This is a genomic window from Patulibacter sp., from assembly GCF_030655195.1.
GTDB lineage: Bacteria > Actinomycetota > Thermoleophilia > Solirubrobacterales > Solirubrobacteraceae > Patulibacter.
On record NZ_JAURWA010000121.1, the window covers coordinates 1 to 20799 of the forward strand.

General features: G+C 76.4%; 23 protein-coding genes. 13 read left to right on the top strand and 10 right to left on the bottom strand.

The window, feature by feature from the left end; all coding sequences use genetic code 11:
- The 6 genes from Q7T67_RS13385 to Q7T67_RS13410 all read left to right on the top strand — a co-directional run.
- Positions 1–1906, top strand: a 1906-nt coding sequence (locus Q7T67_RS13385; protein ID WP_304790318.1) for a transglutaminase family protein, incomplete at its 5' end; no start/stop codon positions are given.
- A gap of 162 nt (positions 1907–2068) precedes the next feature.
- Positions 2069–3091: a MoxR family ATPase gene (locus tag Q7T67_RS13390; RefSeq protein WP_304790321.1), complete on the top strand. Its 1023-nt coding sequence runs from the start codon at positions 2069–2071 to the stop codon at positions 3089–3091.
- Positions 3088–4047, top strand: coding sequence for a DUF58 domain-containing protein (locus tag Q7T67_RS13395; protein WP_304790324.1), 960 nt, complete (start codon positions 3088–3090; stop codon positions 4045–4047). Before Q7T67_RS13390 ends, Q7T67_RS13395 begins: the two co-directional genes overlap by 4 nt.
- The gene (locus Q7T67_RS13400) at positions 4044–6122 is read left to right on the top strand and encodes a transglutaminase domain-containing protein (RefSeq protein WP_304790327.1); all 2079 of its coding nucleotides are present in this window, start codon (positions 4044–4046) and stop codon (positions 6120–6122) included. Before Q7T67_RS13395 ends, Q7T67_RS13400 begins: the two co-directional genes overlap by 4 nt.
- A 41-nt stretch (positions 6123–6163) precedes the next feature.
- The gene (locus Q7T67_RS13405; RefSeq protein ID WP_304790330.1) at positions 6164–6376 is read left to right on the top strand and encodes a hypothetical protein; all 213 of its coding nucleotides are present in this window, start codon (positions 6164–6166) and stop codon (positions 6374–6376) included.
- A 174-nt stretch (positions 6377–6550) separates the two neighbouring features.
- Positions 6551–6928, top strand: coding sequence for a hypothetical protein (locus Q7T67_RS13410; protein ID WP_304790332.1), 378 nt, complete (start codon positions 6551–6553; stop codon positions 6926–6928).
- Between the two features lie 27 nt (positions 6929–6955).
- Here the strand turns inward: Q7T67_RS13410 and Q7T67_RS13415 are convergent, their stop codons facing one another.
- Entirely contained in the window at positions 6956–7834 is an 879-nt protein-coding gene (locus Q7T67_RS13415; RefSeq protein ID WP_304790335.1) for a glycosyl hydrolase, read from the bottom strand.
- A gap of 156 nt (positions 7835–7990) precedes the next feature.
- Here Q7T67_RS13415 and Q7T67_RS13420 point away from each other — a divergent pair, with 156 nt between their 5' ends.
- From Q7T67_RS13420 to Q7T67_RS13435, 4 genes are all read left to right on the top strand, one after another.
- Positions 7991–8755 carry a cyclase family protein gene (locus tag Q7T67_RS13420; RefSeq protein ID WP_304790339.1) on the top strand — a complete coding sequence of 255 codons (765 nt, stop codon included), beginning with the start codon at positions 7991–7993 and terminating at the stop codon, positions 8753–8755.
- A gap of 67 nt (positions 8756–8822) precedes the next feature.
- Positions 8823–9710, top strand: coding sequence for a patatin-like phospholipase family protein (locus Q7T67_RS13425; RefSeq protein WP_304790342.1), 888 nt, complete (start codon positions 8823–8825; stop codon positions 9708–9710).
- 25 nt (positions 9711–9735) lie between these two features.
- Positions 9736–10320, top strand: coding sequence for a dihydrofolate reductase family protein (locus Q7T67_RS13430; protein WP_304790344.1), 585 nt, complete (start codon positions 9736–9738; stop codon positions 10318–10320).
- A 43-nt stretch (positions 10321–10363) separates the two neighbouring features.
- Complete coding sequence (locus Q7T67_RS13435) at positions 10364–10975, top strand: hypothetical protein (protein WP_304790347.1); 612 nt, start codon at positions 10364–10366, stop codon at positions 10973–10975.
- 66 nt (positions 10976–11041) lie between these two features.
- Here the strand turns inward: Q7T67_RS13435 and Q7T67_RS13440 are convergent, their stop codons facing one another.
- A complete protein-coding gene (locus tag Q7T67_RS13440) occupies positions 11042–11272 on the bottom strand; it encodes a hypothetical protein (protein WP_304790350.1) in 231 nt (76 codons plus the stop codon).
- A 113-nt stretch (positions 11273–11385) separates the two neighbouring features.
- On the opposite strand from Q7T67_RS13440, the gene Q7T67_RS13445 reads away from it, so the two are divergent.
- Positions 11386–11892, top strand: coding sequence for a hypothetical protein (locus Q7T67_RS13445; RefSeq protein WP_304790352.1), 507 nt, complete (start codon positions 11386–11388; stop codon positions 11890–11892).
- Positions 11893–11943: 51 nt separating this feature from the next.
- On the opposite strand, the gene Q7T67_RS13450 is transcribed toward Q7T67_RS13445, so the two are convergent.
- The 7 genes from Q7T67_RS13450 to Q7T67_RS13480 all read right to left on the bottom strand — a co-directional run bounded on the left by Q7T67_RS13450 (position 11944) and on the right by Q7T67_RS13480 (position 17609).
- Complete coding sequence (locus Q7T67_RS13450) at positions 11944–12192, bottom strand: hypothetical protein (protein ID WP_304790355.1); 249 nt, start codon at positions 12190–12192, stop codon at positions 11944–11946.
- A gap of 41 nt (positions 12193–12233) precedes the next feature.
- Positions 12234–13115: a S49 family peptidase gene (locus Q7T67_RS13455; RefSeq protein WP_304790358.1), complete on the bottom strand. Its 882-nt coding sequence runs from the start codon at positions 13113–13115 to the stop codon at positions 12234–12236.
- Positions 13116–13230: 115 nt separating this feature from the next.
- The gene (locus Q7T67_RS13460; RefSeq protein ID WP_304790361.1) at positions 13231–14028 is read right to left on the bottom strand and encodes a hypothetical protein; all 798 of its coding nucleotides are present in this window, start codon (positions 14026–14028) and stop codon (positions 13231–13233) included.
- Positions 14029–14171: 143 nt separating this feature from the next.
- Entirely contained in the window at positions 14172–14702 is a 531-nt protein-coding gene (locus tag Q7T67_RS13465; RefSeq protein WP_304790364.1) for a hypothetical protein, read from the bottom strand.
- A gap of 31 nt (positions 14703–14733) precedes the next feature.
- Positions 14734–15324 (bottom strand): VOC family protein, encoded by a 591-nt coding sequence (locus tag Q7T67_RS13470; protein WP_304790366.1) that lies wholly within the window; start codon positions 15322–15324, stop codon positions 14734–14736.
- 202 nt (positions 15325–15526) lie between these two features.
- Complete coding sequence (locus tag Q7T67_RS13475; protein WP_304790369.1) at positions 15527–16516, bottom strand: iron-containing alcohol dehydrogenase; 990 nt, start codon at positions 16514–16516, stop codon at positions 15527–15529.
- A gap of 40 nt (positions 16517–16556) precedes the next feature.
- Positions 16557–17609 carry an NAD(P)-dependent alcohol dehydrogenase gene (locus Q7T67_RS13480; RefSeq protein ID WP_304790372.1) on the bottom strand — a complete coding sequence of 351 codons (1053 nt, stop codon included), beginning with the start codon at positions 17607–17609 and terminating at the stop codon, positions 16557–16559.
- Between the two features lie 315 nt (positions 17610–17924).
- On the opposite strand from Q7T67_RS13480, the gene Q7T67_RS13485 reads away from it, so the two are divergent.
- Positions 17925–18803, top strand: coding sequence for a helix-turn-helix domain-containing protein (locus tag Q7T67_RS13485; protein WP_304790375.1), 879 nt, complete (start codon positions 17925–17927; stop codon positions 18801–18803).
- A 10-nt stretch (positions 18804–18813) separates the two neighbouring features.
- On the top strand, positions 18814–19470 hold the full coding sequence (locus tag Q7T67_RS13490; RefSeq protein ID WP_304790379.1) for a response regulator transcription factor: 657 nt from the start codon (positions 18814–18816) through the stop codon (positions 19468–19470).
- Positions 19471–19515: 45 nt separating this feature from the next.
- Here the strand turns inward: Q7T67_RS13490 and Q7T67_RS13495 are convergent, their stop codons facing one another.
- The gene (locus Q7T67_RS13495; protein ID WP_304790384.1) at positions 19516–20661 is read right to left on the bottom strand and encodes a histidine kinase; all 1146 of its coding nucleotides are present in this window, start codon (positions 20659–20661) and stop codon (positions 19516–19518) included.
- Positions 20662–20799 lie beyond the last annotated feature (138 nt).

Below are 20799 nucleotides of genomic sequence, written 5' to 3' on the forward strand. Positions count from 1 at the left end.
GTCGGCGGCGACGCTCCCCGCGACCGCGCTCGCGGTGCTCGTGGCGGCCGGCGCGGTCCGCGCCCGGACGGCCGCCGCGCTCCTCGTCGCGTGGCTGCCGGTCGCGGCCCTCCTCGGCGGGGTGCCCCTGTCCGCGCTCGCCCCCCGGGCGTGGGACGACGGCGCCGCGTCGCTGCTGGACGGTCTCCGCAGCCTGGCCGACCCCGCGGGCGGCGTGGCGTCCGACGACGGGTGGGCGCGCGCCGCCGCGGTGCTGGTCACCGGCGTGCTCTGGACCGTCGCCGCGGTCCTGTCCCGTCGGCGCGAGCGCGCGGCGACGACGCTCGCCCTCGTCCTGGCGGCCCTCCCGCTGGTCGCGGCGCTGGCGCTGGAGCACGTCGCCGATGCGGCGTGGCCCGGAGCCGTGCTGCTGGCGGCGGCCGTCCTCTGGATCGCCCGCGGGCGCCTGCGCACGCTCGCGCCGCTGACCGCCGTGGTCGCCGCGGCGGCGGCCGTCGGGGGACAGGCGGTGGGCCCCGAGGAGCAGTGGCTGCCCTTCGTCGACGCCGCGGGCCGGCCGCCGCAGTTCACGCGCCTGGACACGACGCAGGGCTACGGCCCGCTGCCGGACCGGAGGACGGGGCGCACGATGGCCGAGCTGACGGCGCCCGCACCCGGCCTCTGGCGCATGCAGGTCCTCGAGCGGTTCAGCAACGGCTGGTCCGTGCGCCTGCGTGAGCGTCCCGAGCTGCCCCAGCCGGCCGCCCTGACCACCGAGACGACCGTGCGGTACGCGGGGCTGCGCGACGAGCTGGTGCCCGCGCCGGGGCGGATCGTCGGCGTCGAGGGACGCGACGTCGTCCGGGAGGACGGCGAGGCGCGACGGCTCGACGACGAGCCGCGCGAGGGCGACGTGCTGCGCGTCCGGGCCGAGGTCGTCCGGGCGACCGCGGCGCAGCTCTCCCGGGTGCCGATGCCCGAGCCGGGCGAGTACGCGGACTGGACCCGGATCTGGGGCGACGGCGAGATCCGCCGCAACGGACGTCCCGCGATCGAGCTGATCGAGGGGATCGCCCGCGGCGACGAGGCCACCGACTTCCAGCGGGTGCTGCGCATCGCGACGGATCTCACCCGGGGCGCACGGACGCAGCTGGAGCTCGTCCGTCGCGTCCGGGCGTACCTGCTGGACCCCGAGCGGTTCCGGTACACGACCGACGTCCCCGAGGCCGGTCCGCAGCCGCTCTACGACTTCCTCCTGCACCGGCGCTCGGGCTATTGCCAGCAGTTCGCCGGGGGCGCTGCGGCGCTGCTGCGGATGGCGGGCGTCCCGACCCGGGTGGTGACGGGGTTCGCGACCGGGGAGGCCTCCGGCGACGGCACCTACGTCGTCCGCGACCGCGACGCCCACGCCTGGATCGAGGTGTACTTCGAGGGGTTCGGGTGGGTGCCCTTCGACCCCACGCCCGCCGACACCGACGCCCGGGTGGACGGGTCCGTGGACGCCCTCGCCGCCGCCGCGCCGTCCGGCGCGGCCGGAGGCGGGCCCGGTGCCGCGATCCTGCTGGTGCCCGTCCTCCTTCTTGGCACGGCCGGCGTCCTGCACGCCCGCCGACGGCGCGCGGCGGATCCTGCGACGGCGACCCCGACGGCCGAGGTCCTCGCCGGCCTGGTCCCCGGGCCGATCGGGCCGGCGACGACCATGGCGGGCCTGCGCCCGCGTCTGGCCCTGATCGGTCCGGAGGTCGTGGCCCTCGCCGACCGGGTCGAGCGCGCCCGCTGGTCCGGCGACGCACCGGTCGCCGACCGCCACCCGCGCCTGCGGGTCTGGCGTGCGCTGCGGCGCGACGTCGGCGCCGTCCGGGCCGTCGGACTGCTCGCCCGCGCCCGCGCCGCCGGCGGGCGGTCCGTCCGCTCCGCGGACCGGTGACCGACGCCGCCCCGACCGAGCGCCCGACCGAGCGCCGGACCGCCGCGGCCGAGCGGCCGGCGTCACCGACGACGCGCGGGACCCCGCCGGATCGTCGGAATCCCCGATGGACATTGAGGCCTTACGGCGCCCTGATCGTCCTGCGTCAGTATCAATGGGGTGATGGGCATCGGCGCCTCTGCGGAACGTGATCCTGAACGGCTGCGTCCTGCGGTCGCCCTGGAGACGGCGCTGCCACCGGCGGACGAGCAGGTCGCCCCGCTGACGTCGGACGGCATCGCCCAGTTCGGCGACCGCCTGCGTCACGGGATCCGTCAGGGCATGCTGATCCGGGACGACGTCCTCGACGTCGCCCTCGCCGCGCTCCTGGCCCGCGGCCACCTCCTGCTCGAGGACCGACCGGGCGTCGGCAAGACCCAGCTGGCGCGCTCGATCGCCGGCAGCGTCGCCGGGCGGTTCTCGCGAGTGCAGGCCACGGTCGACCTGCTGCCGACGGACATCCTCGGCGCCACGATCTGGCACGCGGCCACCGGGGCGTTCCAGTTCCACCCCGGCCCGGTCTTCGCCAACGTCGTGCTCGTCGACGAGCTCAACCGCGCGACGCCGAAGACGCAGTCCGGGCTGCTCGAGGCGATGCAGGAGCGCCAGGTCACCGTCGACGGGCAGTCGCACCCGCTCGAGCGCCCGTTCATGGTGATCGCCACGCAGAACCCGACGGAGGGCTACGACGGGACCTACCCGCTGCCGCCCGCGCAGCTGGACCGCTTCCTCGCCCGCGTCTCGCTCGGCTACCCGACGGCCGAGCAGGAGGCCGCGCTCCTGCGCGAGGACCCCGAGCCCCCGACCGCCCCGACCGGCAGCCTGCGGCAGCTGCTCGCCGCACAGGCCGGGGTCGACCGGATCGACGCCAGCGACCTGCTGCTGCGCTACGTCGTCGCCGTGCTGCGCGGCACCCGCGAGCACCCGCTCGCCGAGGCCGGCGCCAGCCCGCGCTCCGGGTTGCAGCTGCTCGGTGCCGCCCGCGCCCGTGCCGCGCTCCTGGGCCGGGACTTCGTCCTTCCCGACGACGTGCAGGCGCTCGCGCCCGCGGTCCTCGCCCACCGCGTGCAGGCCGTCGCCGCCGCGCCGCCCGAGGCCGGGCTCGAGGTCGTCGCCGACGTCCTGCGCCAGGTCCCCGCCCGGTGAGGCGTCGCTTCGCGCTGGTCGCGTTCCCGCTGGTCTGCGGCTTCGGCGGCGCGGCCCTGGGCTCGCTCGCGCTGTTCGGCCTCGCGCTCGGCGTCCTGGTCCTCTACGTCGCCAGCGGGATCGCGGTGGCCGTCGGCGCGCGCCGCCTGCGGGTCGACCGCACGATCGACCGGCACGAGGTGCTCGAGAACCGCCCGGTCGCGCTGCGCTACGCCGTCGCCGGCCTGCGCGGCCTGCCCGTGCACGTCGAGGTGCTCGGCGCCGACGGCGGCTGGTGGGTGCTCGGTCCCGGCGGCGGCAGCACCTCCTTGGTCATCGACCGTCCCGGTCCGCACGTGCTCGACGCGACCCGGCTGCGGGTCCGCGACGACCTCGGCCTCTTCTCGCGTCCCGCCCGGGCGGGACGCCCCGCGTCGGTCCTCGTGCTGCCGCAGCCCGCTCCGACGCCCGAGGGCGCCCGGCGCGGCGGCGCGGACCCCGTCGGCGATCCGGAGCCCGACGGCCTGCGCTCCTACGTCCCCGGCACGTCGATGAGCCGGATCCACTGGGCGTCGGCCGCGCGCGGGGGAGAGCTGCAGGAGCGGGCGTTCGTCACGGCTCGGGACCGCCTGCCCCTCGTCGTGGTCGACACCGCCGGCACCGAGGAGGACGAGGACGTCCACTGGGCGATGCGGACCGCCGCGGGGCACGTCCAGGCGCTGCTGCGCACCGGGGGCTGCCGCGTGCTGCTGCCCGGGGACCGCACGCCGAGCACCGTCTCGGACCCCGTCGGGCACTGGCCCGCGGTGCACCGCAGGCTCGCCGCGCTCGAGGCCGACACGCCCGCACGGGTCCCCGCCGGCGACGATCACGGGGCCCTGCACGTCCGCGCCGCGCTCGCGCCCGACGGCGGCACGCCCGAGGGCCCGCTGCCCCACGGCGTCGTGCCGCTCGAGGTCTGGGAGGCCGCCGCGTGAGCGCGGGAGCCTCCACCGCCGCTGCCCGGCGCCCCCGTCGCGCCGCCGTGTCCGCGGCCGGCCGGCAGGAGCCGGCGCGCGGCCGCGCCGTGGCGCTCGTCCTGCTCGCGGCCGCCTCGGCGATCGCCTGGTGGTCGGTGCTGGGCGCGGGCCTGCTGTGGGCCGGCCCGGTCGTGCTGCTCGCCGTCCTCGTGACGGCCCGCGTGCTGCCCGCGCGCCTGGCCGTCGTCGGCGCGGTGGTCTGGCTGCCCGTCGGCCCCCTCCTGGCGGGCGTCCCCGCCCGCGAGCTGCGTCCGGGCGGCCTGGACAACGCGGCGGTCTCGCTCTTCAACGGGCTCGACGCCCTGACCGTTCCCGCCCGCGGCGCCGTCGTCGCCGACCCGTGGCCGCTGGCGGCCGCCCTGCTCCTCACGGGCCTGACGTGGTGCGCCTCGGCGCTGCTGGCCACCCGGCGCGGCCGCGTCGCCGGCCTGATCGCGATCGTCCTGCCGGCGTTGCCGCTGGTGTGGGCGCTGGCGCTCGAGCAGACCCCCGACGCCGCGTGGCCGGGCGCCGTCCTGCTCGGGTGCGGCGTGCTGTGGGCCGCGCGTGGCCGGCTCACCGCGGTCGTCCCGGCCACCGTCGGGGTCGCGGTGCTGGCCGCCGTGCTGGCCCAGGCCGTCGGTCCGAAGGAGCAGTGGATCCCGTTCGTCGACGCTCCGGGCCGCAAGCCGCAGTTCTCGCGGCTGGACACGACGCAGAGCTACGGCCCGCTCGGCGACCGCCGCACCGGCCAGACGATGCTCGAGATCACCTCGCCGGAGCCGGCGCTCTGGCGGATGCAGGTGCTCGAGCGGTTCAACGGCCGCTGGCGCGTCGAGATGCGCACGACCCCGGACCTGCCCCAGCCCGCGGCCGAGGAGGTCCGCAGCACCGTCGAGGTCGTCGGGCTGCGCAACCGGCTGGTCGCCGCGCCCGGCCGCGTGGAGGCGGTCGACGGCGGCGGGGCGATCGAGCAGGACATCGGCGAGGCGCGTCAGCTCCGCCGCGCCCCCGAGAAGGGCGACCGCTATCGCGTGCGCTCCGAGGTCGTCCGCGCGACCGCCGACCAGCTGCGCGACGTGCCCGTCGCGGAGGGGCCGCAGTACGCGCAGTACATCGAGACGTGGCCCAGCCGCGGCTACGGCCGTCGGCCCACGCGGCCCGCGATCGACTACCTGGACCGCCTGCGGTTCCGCGGCTCCTACGGCGCGAACCGCTTCGTCGAGGTCCTGCAGCTCGCCAAGCGGCTCCGCGGGACGACGAACTCGCAGCTGGAGATCGTCCGGCGCGTGCAGTCCTACCTCGTCGACGAGGGCCGCTTCACCTACACGACCGACGTGCCGCCGGCGGGCTCGCAGCCGCTCTTCGACTTCCTCCTGGACACCCGCGCGGGCTACTGCCAGCAGTTCGCGGGCGCGGCGGCGATGCTGCTGCGGTTCGCGGGCGTGCCCACCCGCGTGGTCACGGGCTTCGCCACCGGCACCTCCGACGGCGAGGGCCGCTACGCCGTGCGGGACGAGGACGCCCATGCGTGGATCGAGGTCTACTTCCCGGGCTACGGCTGGATCCCGTTCAACCCGACCCCGGCCGACGCCGAGGCCACGGTCGCGGCCGAGGTCGACGTCTTCGCCCCTCCCGGGTCCGCGAGCGGCACGGGCGACGGTGGCGGTCCCGGGGTGCTCCTGATCCCCGTCCTCGCCGCGGCGGTGGCCGCCGGGGTCTTCGTGCGCCGGCGCACGCGGCACCTGCAGGACGTTCCGGCGGCGGTCCCCGTCGGCGAGCTGCTCGCGCGCCTCGTCCCCGGCCCCGTCGGCCCGGCCACGACGCTCGCGGCGCTCGGACCCCGCCTGCGCGAGCTGGGTCCCGCGACCGCCGCGCTGGCGGAGCGGGCGGAGCGCGACCGGTTCGCCTCGGGCGGCACGTCGACCGACCGGCATCCGCGGCTGCGGGTGTGGCGGGCGCTGGCCGACGACCTCGGCCGCGGCCGGGCGACCGTCCTGATGGTCCGCCGGACGACGCGCCCGCGAGAGGCCGGCGGCACGGGGATCGACTAGGGCCCGCGTCGCGGGTCGCCGCCGACGACTACGGTGCACGCATGCCTGCCTGGGAGTTCACCTACGTCGAGCTCTGGCTGGGCGAGGAGAAGACGATCGAGGTGGTGCTCGAGGCCGAGCGCCGCATCGCGCAGCTGGGCCGGGAGGGCTGGAACCCGGTGGGGGAGGTCACGTTCTCGTTCCACGCGAAGGACAGCCCCGCCGGCGTGACCACGGCGGTCCAGCAGCTGATGTTCAAGCGGCTGCAGGCGTAGCGCGGCCGCCCCGCCGGGACCTCGGGCCCGGCGGTGGTCGCCGGGGCGGCGGAGGGCACGGTCACCGTCTCGGGCGCCCGGCGGGAGCCGGTCCGCGCTCCGCGCGCGGGGGTGCGCCGCCCGGCGAGCCCGCGAGGGCCGCGTGCGGCGGGCCGCGGCCCGTACCCTTGCGGGGTGACCGCCGCGGACAGCACCACGACGCCCTCCGACGCGGACCTCGAGCTCGAGGAGTGGGTCGAGAAGGCCGCGGCCCGTTCGGTCCGCCGCGTCCGCATCGTCGGCGCCCTGGCCACCGGCGCCGCGTTCCTGGCCGTCCTGATCGTGGCCCCCTCGCACTCCGCCGCGAGCACCTGGGGCCTCGCCCTGCTCGCGGGCGCCGCGGTGGTCGTCCTCTGCAACGTCGCGGTCCGCATCTCCGCCCGGCCGGACGGCCCCGCCCCTGGTCGCCTGACGGGCGACTACCTCGTCCTGGCGGGCGGCGGCATGATCTTCGCGATCCTCGGCTATCCGGTGGCGCGGCTCCTGGGCCTGCTGTCGGACAACCTCTACTAGGGGAACGCCTCCGCCGCCCGCCGCCCGTCAGCGGGCGACCCGGGCGAGCTGGCGCCCGAGCGCCGTCCGCCTCCCGCCCGCGTCGTAGAGCGACGACGGGGAGCAGTCGCCGGCGCAGCGGTCCATGAACCAGGCCCAGCGCTCGACGTAGGGCAGGCGGTCGAGCATCCGCTTCGTCCGGCGGAGGTGCGCGCGCATGCGGGCAGGGGTCGGGCGGGCGTGGGGCCGGGCGCCCTGCCACTTCCACGTCTGCAGGGAGCCGGTCTCGGTCACCCAGATCGGCAGGCCCCACCGCGCGCGGACGCTGCGGATGTCGCGCTCGATCCAGCGCACCGTGCCCGGATCGGTGGGGTCGCCGTAGAAGTGCAGCGCGATGAAGTCCACGCGTCGGCCCTGCGCCGTCGCACGACCCATGAAGTCGTCCAGCCACGTCTTCGACCGGTCGGACTGCGAGGGCGTGTGGATGCTCGCCACCGCTGGGCTGCCCAGTCGCAGGCCGGTCGCCTCGAGCCGCGGCCACAGGCGGATCGCCTCGGCGGGGCTCATGTTCGCCTGGCCGCCGAGGTCGGGCTCGTTGAAGCCGAGCAGGTGGCGCGCCCGCCCCGACCGGCGATCCGTCGACAGCCGGTCGATCGCGGCGTCGGTGACGCTCCCGGCGCCCCACAGCATCGGCACGAACTCGACCCGCGAGCTGCGCAACGGGCTCTCGGCGGACCAGTCGTAGGTCCACGACGCGCCGACGGCCGCCAGGCGTCGCGCGTCCCCGCGGTCCGCGTAGACCCCGCTGGCCACCCCGGTCTGCGGACGCGCGTGGGCGCTCGGCGCGACCCCGAGGAGCAGGACGAGGGCCAGCAGCGCGAGGACGATCGGCGCGCGGCGGGCCGGGGCGACTGGTCGGACGGGCATGTCGATCGACAGTAGGGGTCGCCGGCGGGGCGGGAGCCGCCTGCGGCGCCGTTCCTCGACCACGCGTCCAGCCCTCGGGCCGCCCGCCGACGTCCGGCGATGGGCCGCCCCGCTCGACGGACGGGACCCGACCGGCGCCTCGGCCATCATCCGCCGATGGACGCCCTCTCGCCGACCGAGCTCCTCACGCAGCTGCGCACCCACCGCTGGGTCGACCTGACCCACGCGTTCGGGCCCGGGATCCCGCACTACCACGCGTTCCCGGACGAGGAGCGCACGACGCTGTTCCACTTCGACGAGGGCGTCGGGACCGACGGATCGGGCTTCCTCGCCCACCGCTACTCCCACATCGGCCAGTGGGGCACGCACTGCGACCCGCCCGCGCACTTCACCCGCGGCGGACGCTTCCTCGACGAGCTGCCGGTCACCGAGATGGTGCTGCCGCTCGTCGTCCTGGACCTCCGCGCGCAGGCCGCCGCCGACGTCGACCACGCCGTGACGCCGGAGGACGTCACCGCGCACGAGGCCGAGCACGGCCGGATCCCCGACGGGGCGTTCGTCGCCGCGCGATGGGGGTGGGACGCGCGCTGGCCCGACGGCGAGGCGATGGCCGGCCGGGGCGACGACGGGCTCGCGCACTTCCCCGGCTGGGGCGTCGACGCGCTGCGCCTGCTGGTGGAGGAGCGCGGCGTCGTCGCGATCGGCCACGACACCACGGACACCGACCCGGGCGCGGTGGTCTCCGCAGGTACCGCCCCGGCCGAGACCTACGTCCTCGGTGCGGACCGCTGGCAGATCGAGCTGCTGGCGAACCTCGGGGACGTGCCGGCGACCGGCGCGATCGTGGTGGCGACGTGGCCGAAGCCCGAGGAGGGCTCGGGATTCCCGGCGCGGGTCTTCGCGATCGCGCCGAACGGCTGACGGGCGGGGGCCCGGCCGGCTCGCCCGCGACCTCGTGCCCGGTGGCCGCCCGGGGTAGACACCGGACGTGACGTCGCCCGCACCCGTCTGGCCGCTCCTCAGCATCGACGGGGGCGGCATGCGCGGCCTGCTCGCCGCGCGCCTGCTGCAGGAGATCGAGCGCCGGATGGGCGCCCCGGCGGCGGAGCTGTTCGCCTCCGGAGCGGGAACGTCGACCGGTGCGCTGCTCGTGGCGGGGACGCTCGGCGCCGCGACGCCGGCGCCCGCGGAGGAGCTCGCCGCCCGCTACCGCGAGATGGGTCCACGGGTCTTCGGGGCCGGCGTCCGCGTCTCGCTCGGCGGCGACCGGCAGGCCCAGGGCCGCCTGCGCGAGGTGGTGGAGTGCGCCGTCGGCGACGTGCGACTGCCGGACGCCCGGCGGCGCCTGCTCCTGACGGCCGCGGACATCGATCGGCGCACCCCCGTCGTCCTCGACAGCGCGGACGGGGCCCGGTCCGCCGGCGATCCCCCGCTGGCGGACGCCGTGCTGGCCAGCGCGGCGCTCCCGGGGTACTTCCCGCCCGTCGTCGTGGGTGGTGCGCGGCTGGTCGACGGCGGGCTGTGGGCGAAGGATCCGACGCAGGCGGCGGTCCGGCGCCTTCGCGGGTCGGGGCCGGGGCTCGTCGTCTCGCTGGGGACCGGGACCGCCCGCGGATCGCAGTCCCGCGCCGAGGGCCTGATGGACCTCGTGGCCGCGACGCTCGGTGCCGGTCCGGAGGGCGACGGCGGGGCCACCGACGTCCACGTGGTCCGGTTGGAGCCCACGCTGCCGCGGGGTGTCGGTCGCCTCGACGCCGCCGGTCCGCGTGACATCGCCGCGCTCGACGAGGCCGCCGACCGCTACATCGCGGGCGCGGCGTCGGAGCTCGACCGCGTGGCCCACCTGCTGACGATCGCCGGCCGACCCGGCCTGTGACGCCCGCCGACGGGAGCGCTCCGCGATGAGTTCCGTCGTCCCCGGGCGTCTCAGGGACATGGAGCCACGCAGGGTCGTCCTCAAGATGGTGCTGTCCTTCGACGGCTTCGCGACCAGCCTCGACGGGACCCACGACTGGATGTTCGAGTACTTCGGCGACGACGACGGGTGGAACCAGCGGGCGCTCGACGAGGCCGGGACCCACGCCATGGGGCGGCGGAGCTACGAGATCATGGCCCCGCACTGGCAGGCGTCGGAGGGTCCGGTCGCGACGTCGATGAACGGGAAGCCGAAGGCGGTGTTCTCCACCGGCCTCGAGCAGGCCGACTGGGGTCCGGTCGAGGTCTTCCGCGACCTCGGCGCCGGCATCGCGGAGCTCAAGGCCCGCGACGACGCGGGCACCGTCCTGGTCCACGGCGGGCCGACGCTCGCCGGGGCGCTGACCCGGCTCGGCCTCGTCGACGAGTTCCAGCTCACCCGGATCCCGCTCGCGATCGGCACCGGACGCAGCCCGTTCGCCGATCTCGAGGAGCACCTGAAGCTCGAACTGGTGCGCGAGCAGCGCTTCGCGAGCGGCGCCCACGCGCAGGTCCTCGTCCCGAAGGCCTGAGCCCGTCCGGGGGACGTCGTCCGGCGGCGGCGATACTCCCCGCATGGCGTCGGGGCCCCCATCCATCCGCCGATCCCTCTCCCTCGTCCTGCGGCGCGCGCTCGAGCGACGCCGGCGGGGGACGATCGTCGTGCTCGCCGTCGTCGTGCTGGCCGTCGGTGGTGCGCTGGTGCTCGTCGTCCGCGGCGACGGTGAGGCGGCGACGGAACGGCGCACGCTCGAGGCGCAGTGCGGCGGCCGCGGTACGACGACGACGGACCCGTCCCGCAACCCGGAGGTCGCGGGGTGGCGCGAGGCGACCACGCGCGTGTCCTACTTCTGCGACGACGCCGCCGGCGCCGGGCTGACGAGGGCCGTCTTCGCGACGCAGCGGGATCTGCGGGCGGCGCTGCTGCGCTCGCCGCCGCCGACGCGGCTGTGCCTGGCCGGCGACGCCGTCCTGCTCGACTCGCTGGACCGGGGCTTCCGGTCGCTGTGCCGGGACCTGCGGGGGACCATCGTCGACGGTGCGCGACGTCTGCCCGAGCCGACCGGCCTGTCGATGGACGAGATCGACCGGAACGGACGGGCCTACGACCGGCGGGCGGCGACGCTCCAGCGTCGGGCGCTCGTCGCGCACTGGGCACGTGCCGACGGCGGCCCCCCGCGGGGCTGACCCTGCGCGGCGCCTCCCCGTCGGAGCCCACGCCCGGGGCGACCGCCGGTGCTGCGCCGGTCGGCCCTAGTGGCGGGCCCCGTAGATCACCCAGACCACGGCGAGGACGAAGGCGAGCACGATGCCCACCACCGCTCCGGTGTCGCCCGCGACCGCGTCGCCCCCTGCTGCGAGGAGCCCCGCGCCGATGACGAGGACGATCCCGGCGGCGAGGTTCTCCAGCTCGGACTTGTCGCTCTCGTCCAGCGAGGTGCTCTTCCGTGGCGGCGGTGTGGGGTCGTCGTCGTCTCCGGCCATGCCGTCAGTCTGCACGGGAACGACCGTGTCAGGAGGACGAACCTGTGACGGGCGGGCCACCCGGCCCGGCACGGGACGTCGTCCGCGGGGCACGCGTCTGTGACGATCAGGGCGTGAGCGACCGCGAAAGCCCCTCCGCGGTGCGCGCGGCGGCATCGGTCCGGCCGTCGCGGTGGCGTCGGCGCCCGCGGCGGTTCGTGCGGTACGACGCCCTGTGGGCGGACGGTCGGGTCGAGCTGGACGTGGGCCTCTCGGACGCGATGTACCGCGGCCACCCGGCCGACTTCGAGCCCGTCCGGCGGGCGGTGCACGCCGCGTGTCCGGAGGTCGGCACCGGGCGGTGGGTCGACGATCGGGGTGCCGTCATCGACGGTCCCGGGGCGCCCGCTTCGACGGCCCCGGGCGCCGACGGCGGCCGGCCCCGTGCGTACCGGCCCCCACAGGACCGACGATGGGCGTCTCCCCGGACCTGGCGTCTCGCCGGTGGGTCGGCCGCCGTCGCCGTCGGCGTTCCCCTCGTGACCGGCGTGCTGGGCGACGGTGTCGCCGGCCCCGTGGGCGTCGTCCTCTGCCTCTCCGGCGTCGCGGCGCTGGCCGGCCTGCGTCCCGGGCGGGACTGACGCGACGCCCGCGGGACGTCGCGCTCGTCGGCGTCCGCCCGTCCGCCGCCCTCAGTCCGCCTCGAGCGGTGCCTCGTACGCGTACTCCACGTCCCCCTCGAGCCCGCTCGCCGCGGGGGACAGGCGGTAGACGTCGCGCCCGTCGTGGTCGTCGCCCTCGGCGAGCGGGCCGCTGAGGCGCGGACCGTCCGCTCCCGGCTCGAGCGCCACCAGGTCGTGCACGTCGGCCTCGGCGACGGGCAGGGACCCGCCGTCGAAGGGGCCTCCGTGGAAGTGGGCCGTCACCGTCTCGTCCGACATCGAGGATGCGGCTTCCCCGAACGCGCGGTCCGCAAGCGCCGCTACAGCCCGAAGCGCGCCCAGGCGGCCCGGTCCTCGAGGGCGCGGAGCATCGCCGGGACCGTCGCGCTCTCCGCCGCCGAGGCGCCCGAGAGCATCCCGAGGACCGCGCCGACCGGGTTGCGGTTGGGGGAGATCGACACGATCTTCGCCTCGGGCCAGCGGGCGCCGAGGACGCCGCGCAGGGTGCCGAGGCCGTCGATGAGGCCGAGGTCCTTCGCGCGACCACCGGTCCACACCTCGCCGCTGAAGAGGGTCGACTCGTCGCCGGTCAGCCGGTCGCCGCGGCGCTCGCGGACCCAGTCGGTGAACAGGCCGTGGAGCTGCTCGAGCTCGCCGCGCAGCCACGCGACGTCCTCGGGCTGCTCGGGCTGGAACGGATCGAGGCGCGCCTTGTTGTCGCCGGCGGTGTGCAGGCGGCGCTCGATGCCGTAGCGACCGATCGCCTCGTGCAGCCCGAAGCCGCCGGAGACGACGCCGATCGACCCGACCAGCGACGTGGGATGGGCGATGATCTCGTCCGCGGCGCAGGCGAGCCAGTAGCCGCCGGACGCCGCGACGTCCTCGCAGAACGCGATGACCGGCACCTCGTGCTCGGCGGCCAGGCCGCGGATGCGGTCGGCGACGAGGGCGGACTGCGTCGGTGCGCCGCCGGGCGAGCTGATCGACAACGCCACGGCCTTCAGGCCCGGCAGGTCGAACGCCTTCTTCAGGGTCGACTCGAGACCCTCGAGCGTGATGCCGCCCCGACGCCGCGAGCCCGCGCCGGCGGGGGTGATGACGCCCTCCAGGCGCACGACGGCGATCTGCTGGGTGGGCACCGGCAGCCGCCGGCGCACGTCCTGCGGGAGCGGGAGGCGACCGGCGATGTCCGCGACGTTCATCCATGGAGCGTAGAGCGGTCGGCGCCGTGGCCCTCCCGCACGGACGTGCGGCGCCGCGGCACCGACCCGGTGCGCAGGTCCGGCGATGCGGCCCGGACCCTACGCCCGTGGGGTGCTACGGACGCCCGGCCGGGGGCGTCGGACGCGCGGCCTCCAGCGCCGCCTTCACCTTCGCGGCGTCCAGGCCCAGCTCCTTCGCCAGGGCGGCGGAGAGCTCGTCGAACCGGTCGTCCCTGTCGGGACGGGCGGCCTTCAGGGCCGTGCGCACGTCGGCCTCGGACGTGCCGGTCTTCTTCGCCAGCGCCGTGACCAGGGCGGAGTCGTCGCCGCGCGGACCGCCGCCGGGGCCGCCCGGACCGCGTCGCCCGCGGTCGCCGCGCTGCTCCTGCAGGACGGACGCGACGTCGGCCTGGCTCGCCCCGAGGGCCTTGGCGATCGCGCCGACGCGCTCGTCCCTGCGGTCGCCCTCGGCGGGGCGGACCTTCTCGATCGCGGCCTGCAGCTTCGTCTCGGTGACGCCGAGCGTCTTGGCGAGCGCCGCGACGTCCACGCCGCGCCCCGGACCCCCGTGGCCGTGGCCGCCGAAGCCGCCGGGACCGCCACCGCGACCGCCCGGCCCGAAGCCGCCCTCGCGGGTGGCGGTGACCTTGAAGTCCTTGTCGAGCGTGACGCCGACCTGGGCGCCGTCGGCCTTGCGGACGCGGGCCTCGAACGTGCCGTCCGGACGGCTCTCGATGCCGACCAGGGTGCTGTCGGGGTACTTCGCGACGACCGCGTCGGCGGCCTTGTCGGTGACGCCGCCCGTCAACGGGGTCGGGGCCTGGGAGCTCGTCGCGGCGTACGCCCCGCCGCCGAGGGTCAGGAGCCCCACCGCCGCGATCGCGACGGTCTTGGTCTTGAAGGAACGGATCATCGGACCAGGATGCCGCGCGCGTCTCGGAGCAGCCGAAGAACTCCCTGGGAGGAGCCTGGGAGTCTCGGCGCGCCGTGGGCGGGCCTCGGCCGGCCCCGATCCGGACCGGGCGGGTGGCGCGCGCCGGCGGTCCGGCGGCCTCGTCAGTGCCCGAGCAGCTTGATCCCGACCACCGCGAGTCCCAGCGCGACCTCGGCACCGACGACGAAGACCTTCCCCCAGAACGGGATGCGGGTCCCGCGCACGGCCAGCAGCCCGACGAGCGCGAGCGTCAGGACCTGCCCGCCGGCCGCCCAGCCCAGTGCGGTCGGCAGCTCCCACCAGCCGGTCTCGGTGCTGAGGACGAGGATCGTCGGCAGGACCGCCACCGCGAGGATCTGCGCGTGGCTCGACAGCAGCGACCGGACGTCCGCCCGGCGGGGCCACGCCTGGTGGACGGCGAGGTGCGCGGTCAGGTCGGCGAACAGGCTCGCCCCCCAGAGCGCCGTGACGGCGACCACCACGGTGACGGCGGCGCCGACCGCGTCGCCGTGGACCTCGGGCCGCAGCAGCGTGACGATCGAGGCGAGGACCGTGACGGTGCCGTAGACCCGTTCGCGCAGGTGCTCCGCCGCGACCTCGGGACGGTCGAACCGCCGGCCGTGGTCGGCGGTCCGGGGTGGGGGAGCGGTCATCGGCGGATCGTAGAGCCGCCCCGCCCGGTCCTCAGTCCTGCGGGTAGGCCGCCTGCGCCGTGCGGTCGTCCGACAGCGACCGCTGCGAGCGCAGGACGAGGGCCTCGATCGCGTCGGCGACGTGGATCGGGGCGATCGCCCGGTCGCCGCGCCCGACGCGCAGCAGGTGCGCCTCGAAGAGGACGTCGGTGTGGGTGTGGCCGACGGGCGGCTCGAACCGGTAGGACGCCAGCTCGATCAGCATCCCGAGCGGGTCCTTGAAGTAGATCGAGTCCATGAACCCGCGGTCCTTGTGACCGCTGTGCTTGATGCCGCGCTCGTCGAGGCGCTCGACGGTCTGGGCGTAGGTCGCCTGCGAGACCGCGAGCGCCAGGTGGTGCAGCTCGCCCGGTCCGGGCGCCCCGCGGTCGCGGTCTGCCGTGCGGTCCTCGCGGGTGAAGACGGTGATCAGCCGGCCGTCGCCCGGATCGAAGTAGAGATGGCTCTCCTCGTCCCGGTCGAGGTTGGGCTGCTCGAAGACGAACGGCATGCCCAGGAGGCCCTCCCAGAACTCGATCGACGTCCGACGGTCGGCGCCCATCACGGTCACGTGGTGGACGCCCTGGGTCTGGATCTTGCGCATGGCGGGGGACTCTCGGGTCGGCAGGCGCCCGGCGGCGCACTAGTTGCAGGTGCAACAGTATGGCGCAGGAGGCCCGCGCGTCAACCGGACGACGGCCGTCGACCTGTCCCTCCCGGGTCCCACGACCACGGCGCGGCGCGGGAGCGGGACCCGCCCGTGCCGCCCGGATCGGCCCCGGGCCCGGCCCGTCCGCCAGGTCGCCTCAGCCCCGGGCGGCCCGCAGGTAGAGCTCCCGGACGTCGTCCGCGGTGAGGGGCGACGGGACGTCCTGCAGCTCGGCGCGGCCGGCGGCGGTCGCGACGGCCTCGTCGAGCAGGGCGTCGTCCGACGCGAGCGCCCCCAGCCCGGGCGACCCGGCCCGCCGGTGGAGGTCCCCGGCGAGGTCCTCGACGGTGCCGGGCAGCGCCGCCCCGGCCGCCTCGACCTCGCGCGGCAGGCGCTCGCGCAGGGCCCGCACGGTGTGGGGCAGGAGCGCGACGTTGGTCCCGGCGTGGGACAGCTCGGCGGTCCGGACCGCGGTCTGCGCCAGGGCGTGGTGCACACCCAGGCCGCTGCGGTCGACCGACCAGCCGGCCAGGAGCGCCCCGAGCGCGACCTCGTCGCGGTCGGGCTCCTCCCCGGACCACGCGCGGCCCAGGTGGTCGATGGCCTCGCGGGCGACCGCCCGGGCGAGCGGCCCGGATCGCGGGCTCGACGCGGCGGTCACGGCGTGGCCGAGGGCGTTGCCGGAGCTGGCGGCCAGATCCTCGGTGGGCTGCGACGCGCTCAGGGACGGGGCGTTGAGGACGAGCGACGCGCGGGAGCGCGGGGTGTCCGCCGGGACGCCGCGGGCGTGGCGGTGGACCCCGGTCATCTCGGCACCCGACAGCGAGGTTGGCACCGCGACCGGGCCCGGCAGGCCGTCGGCCGCGGCCAGCGCCTTGGCGACGTCGACGACGCGCCCGCCGCCCAGGGCGACGAGGCGCCGCCCGCCGTGGGCGTCCCGCAGGCCGGCGGCGACGACGTCGACCGCGCCCGCGGGCACCTCGACGACGACGGCGGCGCGCTCGGCGAACGCCGGTGCCGACCGCGACGCGCGGGCCGTCGTCAGCAGCGCGTAGCCGTCGGGCACGAGCTCGGCGGCCGCGTCCAGGGCGTCGGGCCCGAACACGATCCGCTGGTCGCCGTCGACGTGGGTGAAGCCTCGGGTCATGCCCCCGAGACTACGAGGGCCCCCGCCGGGGCCCGACGCGTCAGGCCTGCGCGAGCGTCGAGCTGTCGATGACGAAGCGGTAGCGGACGTCGGACTTCAGGACGCGCTCCCACGCGTCGTTGATGCCGTCGGCGCCGACGATCTCGATCTCGGGCGTGATGCCCTTCTCGGCGCAGAAGTCGAGCATCTGCTGCGTCTCGGCGATGCCGCCGATCATCGAGCCGGCGAACGACTTGCGGCCGCCGATCAGGTTGAAGGCGTTGACCGGCAGCTGCTCCGGCGGCGCACCGACGTTGACCACGGTGCCGTCGATGGCGAGCAGCCCGAGGAACTTGTCGATCTCGATCTTCGCGCTGACCGTGTTGATGATCAGGTCGAAGGTGCCCTTGAGCTCCTTGAACGTCGCGTCGTCCTCGGTGGCGTAGTAGTGGTCGGCACCGAGCTTCTTGCCGTCCTCCTCCTTGCTCAGCGTGCGCGAGAGGACGGTGACCTCGGCGCCCATGGCGTCGGCGATCTTGACGGCCATGTGACCCAGGCCGCCCATGCCGACGACCGCGACCTTCTTGCCCGGCCCGGCCTTCCAGTGGTGCAGCGGCGAGTAGGTCGTGATGCCGGCGCAGAGCAGCGGCGCGGCCTTGTCGAGCTCGATGCCGTCCGGGATCGAGAGGACGAAGTCCTCGACGACGACGACGTCGCTGGAGTAGCCGCCCTGCGTGACGGTCCCGTCCTCGTCCTTCATGCCGTAGGTCTGGGTCGAGCCGGGGATGCAGTACTGCTCCTCGCCCTTCTGGCAGGCGGAGCACTCGCCGCAGGAGTTGACCATGCAGCCGACGCCGACGCGGTCGCCGACCTGGAACTTCGTCACCTCGGGGCCGACCGCCTGGACGACACCGGCGATCTCGTGGCCGGGGACCAACGGGTACTCGATCTCGCCCCACTCGCCGCGGGCGAAGTGGATGTCCGAGTGGCAGATGCCGCAGAACTTGATGTCGATGTGGACGTCCTTGGCCCCGAGCTCGCGGCGCTCGATGGTGAGCGGCTCGAGCGGCTCGGAGACGGACGTGGCGCCGTAGGCGCTGGCGGTGGTGGTCATGCGGGAACTCCTGTGGTGCGTGGGGCGAGGGTCGGCCGGGGCGGCGGCGCACGCGGTCGGGGTCGACCGGTCGCGGTGCGGGGCCGTCGGGGCTCGAGCGCGAGGGGCGCTGCGACGACGGCCGGCCCGGCGTCGTCCGTCTCCTACCCAGTGGAGACGTCCCGGCCGCAGGGCGGCCGCGCCGACCCCCTCGGACCGACACGGTGACAGGGACCGGCGCGGGGGAGGAGAGGCGGATCCGTTCCGCGGATCGATCGCTCCCGGGGAGTGATCCGTCCCCCGCAGGCGACCGGGGCAGGGTGGGACACTGGGCGGGTGAGCGACGGCGACGCCAACCGCGACGAGCTCGGCGCGTTCCTCAGGGCGCGCCGCGCCGAGCTGACCCCGCAGGCCGTGGGGCTGGCCGACACCGGGACGCCGCGGCGGGTCCCGGGCCTGCGCCGTGAGGAGGTCGCGCAGCTCGTCGCGATCAGCACGGACTACTACGCGCGGATCGAGCAGGGCCGGATCAGCGTCTCCGGGCCGGTGCTGGAGGCGATCGGCCGGGTCCTCGGGCTCGACGAGACGCAGAACGCCTACCTGAGGGAGCTCGCCGGCCGGCCGAGCGTCGCGCGTCCCCGCCGCCGTGCCCCGCAGCGCCTGGACCCGCAGATGCGCCGGGTCCTCGACGGCCTGACGGAGTGGCCGGCGATGGTCCTCGGGCGCCACCTGCAGATCCTGGGATGGAACCGCCAGGCGGCCGCGCTCATCGCGGACTTCGGGGCGATCCCCGAGGCGCAGCGCAACTACGTCCGGATGATCTTCACCGACCCGCGGATCGAGGCGCTGTTCCCGGACTGGGACGCCGTGGTCCGCTCGTGCGTCGCGACGCTGCGCCTGGAGGCCGGGCGGTTCCCGGACGACCCGGAGCTGGCCGGGCTGGTCGGTGACCTGTCGATGAAGCACCCGGACTTCCGTGAGCGCTGGGCGGCCCGGCACGTCCAGAGCCACGGCAGCGGGACGAAGCGCTTCCGCCACGCCGTCGCGGGCGACCTGACGCTGGACTGGCAGACCCTGACCTGCCCGACGGATCCCGAGCAGCACCTCACGATCTACTCCGCCGAGCCCGGCTCGCCGTCGCACCAGGGCCTGCTCTTCCTCAGCTCCTGGGCGGCGGAGCAGGTCGAGCGCCAGCCGGCCGATCCGGCAGGCTAGGGCGGCGTCCATGACGTCGCTGCGGGTGCTGATCGCCGAGGACCAGGTGCTCCTGCGGTCGGGGATCGCCCGCCTGCTGGAGGACGCGGGGATGGAGGTCGTGGCCCAGGCCGGCGACGCCGTGGACCTGCTGCGCAAGGTCCGCGCGCACCGCCCGGACGTCGCGATCGTCGACGTCCAGATGCCGCCGGACCACACCGACGACGGGCTCCGCGCCGCCGTCCGGATCCGGGAGGAGCTGCCCGACGTCGCGGTGCTCGTGCTGTCGCAGTTCCTCGAGGAGCGCTTCGCCCTCGAGCTCGTCGGGGACGACGCCCGTCGCGTCGGCTACCTGCTGAAGGACCGCGTGATGGACGTCGACTCGTTCGTCGCCGCCGTCCGGCGCGTCGCCGCGGGCGGGTCGGCGCTGGATCCCGACGTCGTGGGCCGGATGGTCGGCCGGCCCCGCGACGGTGACCCGCTCGCCGCGCTCACCCCGCGCGAGCTCGACGTCCTCGGCCTGATGGCGGAGGGCCGCTCCAACCGCGGCATCGCCGAGGCGCTGTCCGTCGGCGATCCGGCGGTCGAGAAGCACGCCACCCGGATCTTCCAGAAGCTCGGGCTGGGCGGGGAGCCGACCGAGCACCGCCGGGTGCTGGCCGTCCTGGCGTTCCTCCGGGCCGGCTGACCGGGACGTGGGGTCGCGGCGGGGTCGCCCGCCGTCGATGGTCCCTCACCCGGCGGTGGCCCGCCCGCCGGGACCAGCGGCGCCCGGCTCGCCGGGGCCCGCGGTGCCCGGCTCCCCGAGCGGGAGCCCGGCCGTCACGACCGTGCCGCCGGCCGGACCGTCCGCGACGGCGAACGTGCCGCCGACCGCCTCGACCCGGTCGCGGAGGCCCTGCAGCCCGGACCCGGCGCGGGGGTCCGCGCCGCCGCGGCCGTCGTCGGCGACCACGACCCGCAGGGCGTCGTCGTCCTCGGTCACCTCGACGCGCGCCCGGGTCGCGCCGGCGTGCCGGGCGACGTTGGCCAGGGCCTCGGCGACCACGAAGTACGCCGTCGCCTCCACCCGCGCCGGCCGTCGGCGCTCCGGGACCGACGTCGTGACGAGCACGGGGGAGCGGGCGGTCAGCGACTCGACGGCGGCGGTCAGCCCGCGGCTGGTGAGGATCGTCGGGTGGATGCCGGCGACGAGCTCGCGCAGCTCGCCGATCGCCCCGCGCGCCTCGGCGACGGCCAGCTCCAGCGTCGCCCGCGCCGCCTCCGGGTCCCGTCCCAGGTCGGCGAGCCCGTGCTGCACCGTCAGCGCGACGGACATCAGGCGCTGCTGCGCGCCGTCGTGCAGGTCGCGGCCGATCCGCCGGCGCTCGGCGTCGGCGGCCTCGACGATGCGCGCGCGGGACGCGGCGACGGCGTCGGCCCGCGCCCGTTCGACGTCCTCCCGGCGCCGGGCCTCCTCGGCCCGCCGGCGCTCGGTCTCGTCCCGGAAGACGACGACCGCGCCGCGACCCCCGGCGGTCGCCAGCGGTGCGGAGGAGTACGAGACGGGCACGAACGACCCGTCGCCGCGGACGAACCAGTCGTCGGTCACCCGGACGGTCTCACCGGAGGTGCGCGGGCGCAGGAGCGGGCACTGCTCCTCCGGGAACGGGGTGCCGTCCGGGCGGTGGTGGTGGATCGTCGCGTGGCTGGGCCGGCCGAGGAGGTCCGCCTCCGCGACGCCGAGCACCTCGAGCGCGGCGGGGTTGGCGAAGCGGACGCGGCCCTCGTGGTCGACGACGTAGATCGCGTCGGCGACGCTGGCCAGCAGCGCCTCGAGGACGGCGCCGGGCCCGGCGGGTCCGTCCGCGCCGGGGAGGAAGGGCTCGCCCGCGCTCACCCCCGCAGCGTAGTCGGCGACGTGGTCAGCGCCCGGGAGCAGGCCGGATGTCGGCCCGGGCCGACGCGCGCCTCGGGCGGCCGCCGTGCACGGCCGCCGCGCCCGCCCGCCGGGCACGTCCCCTGTGCCCGCCCGCCG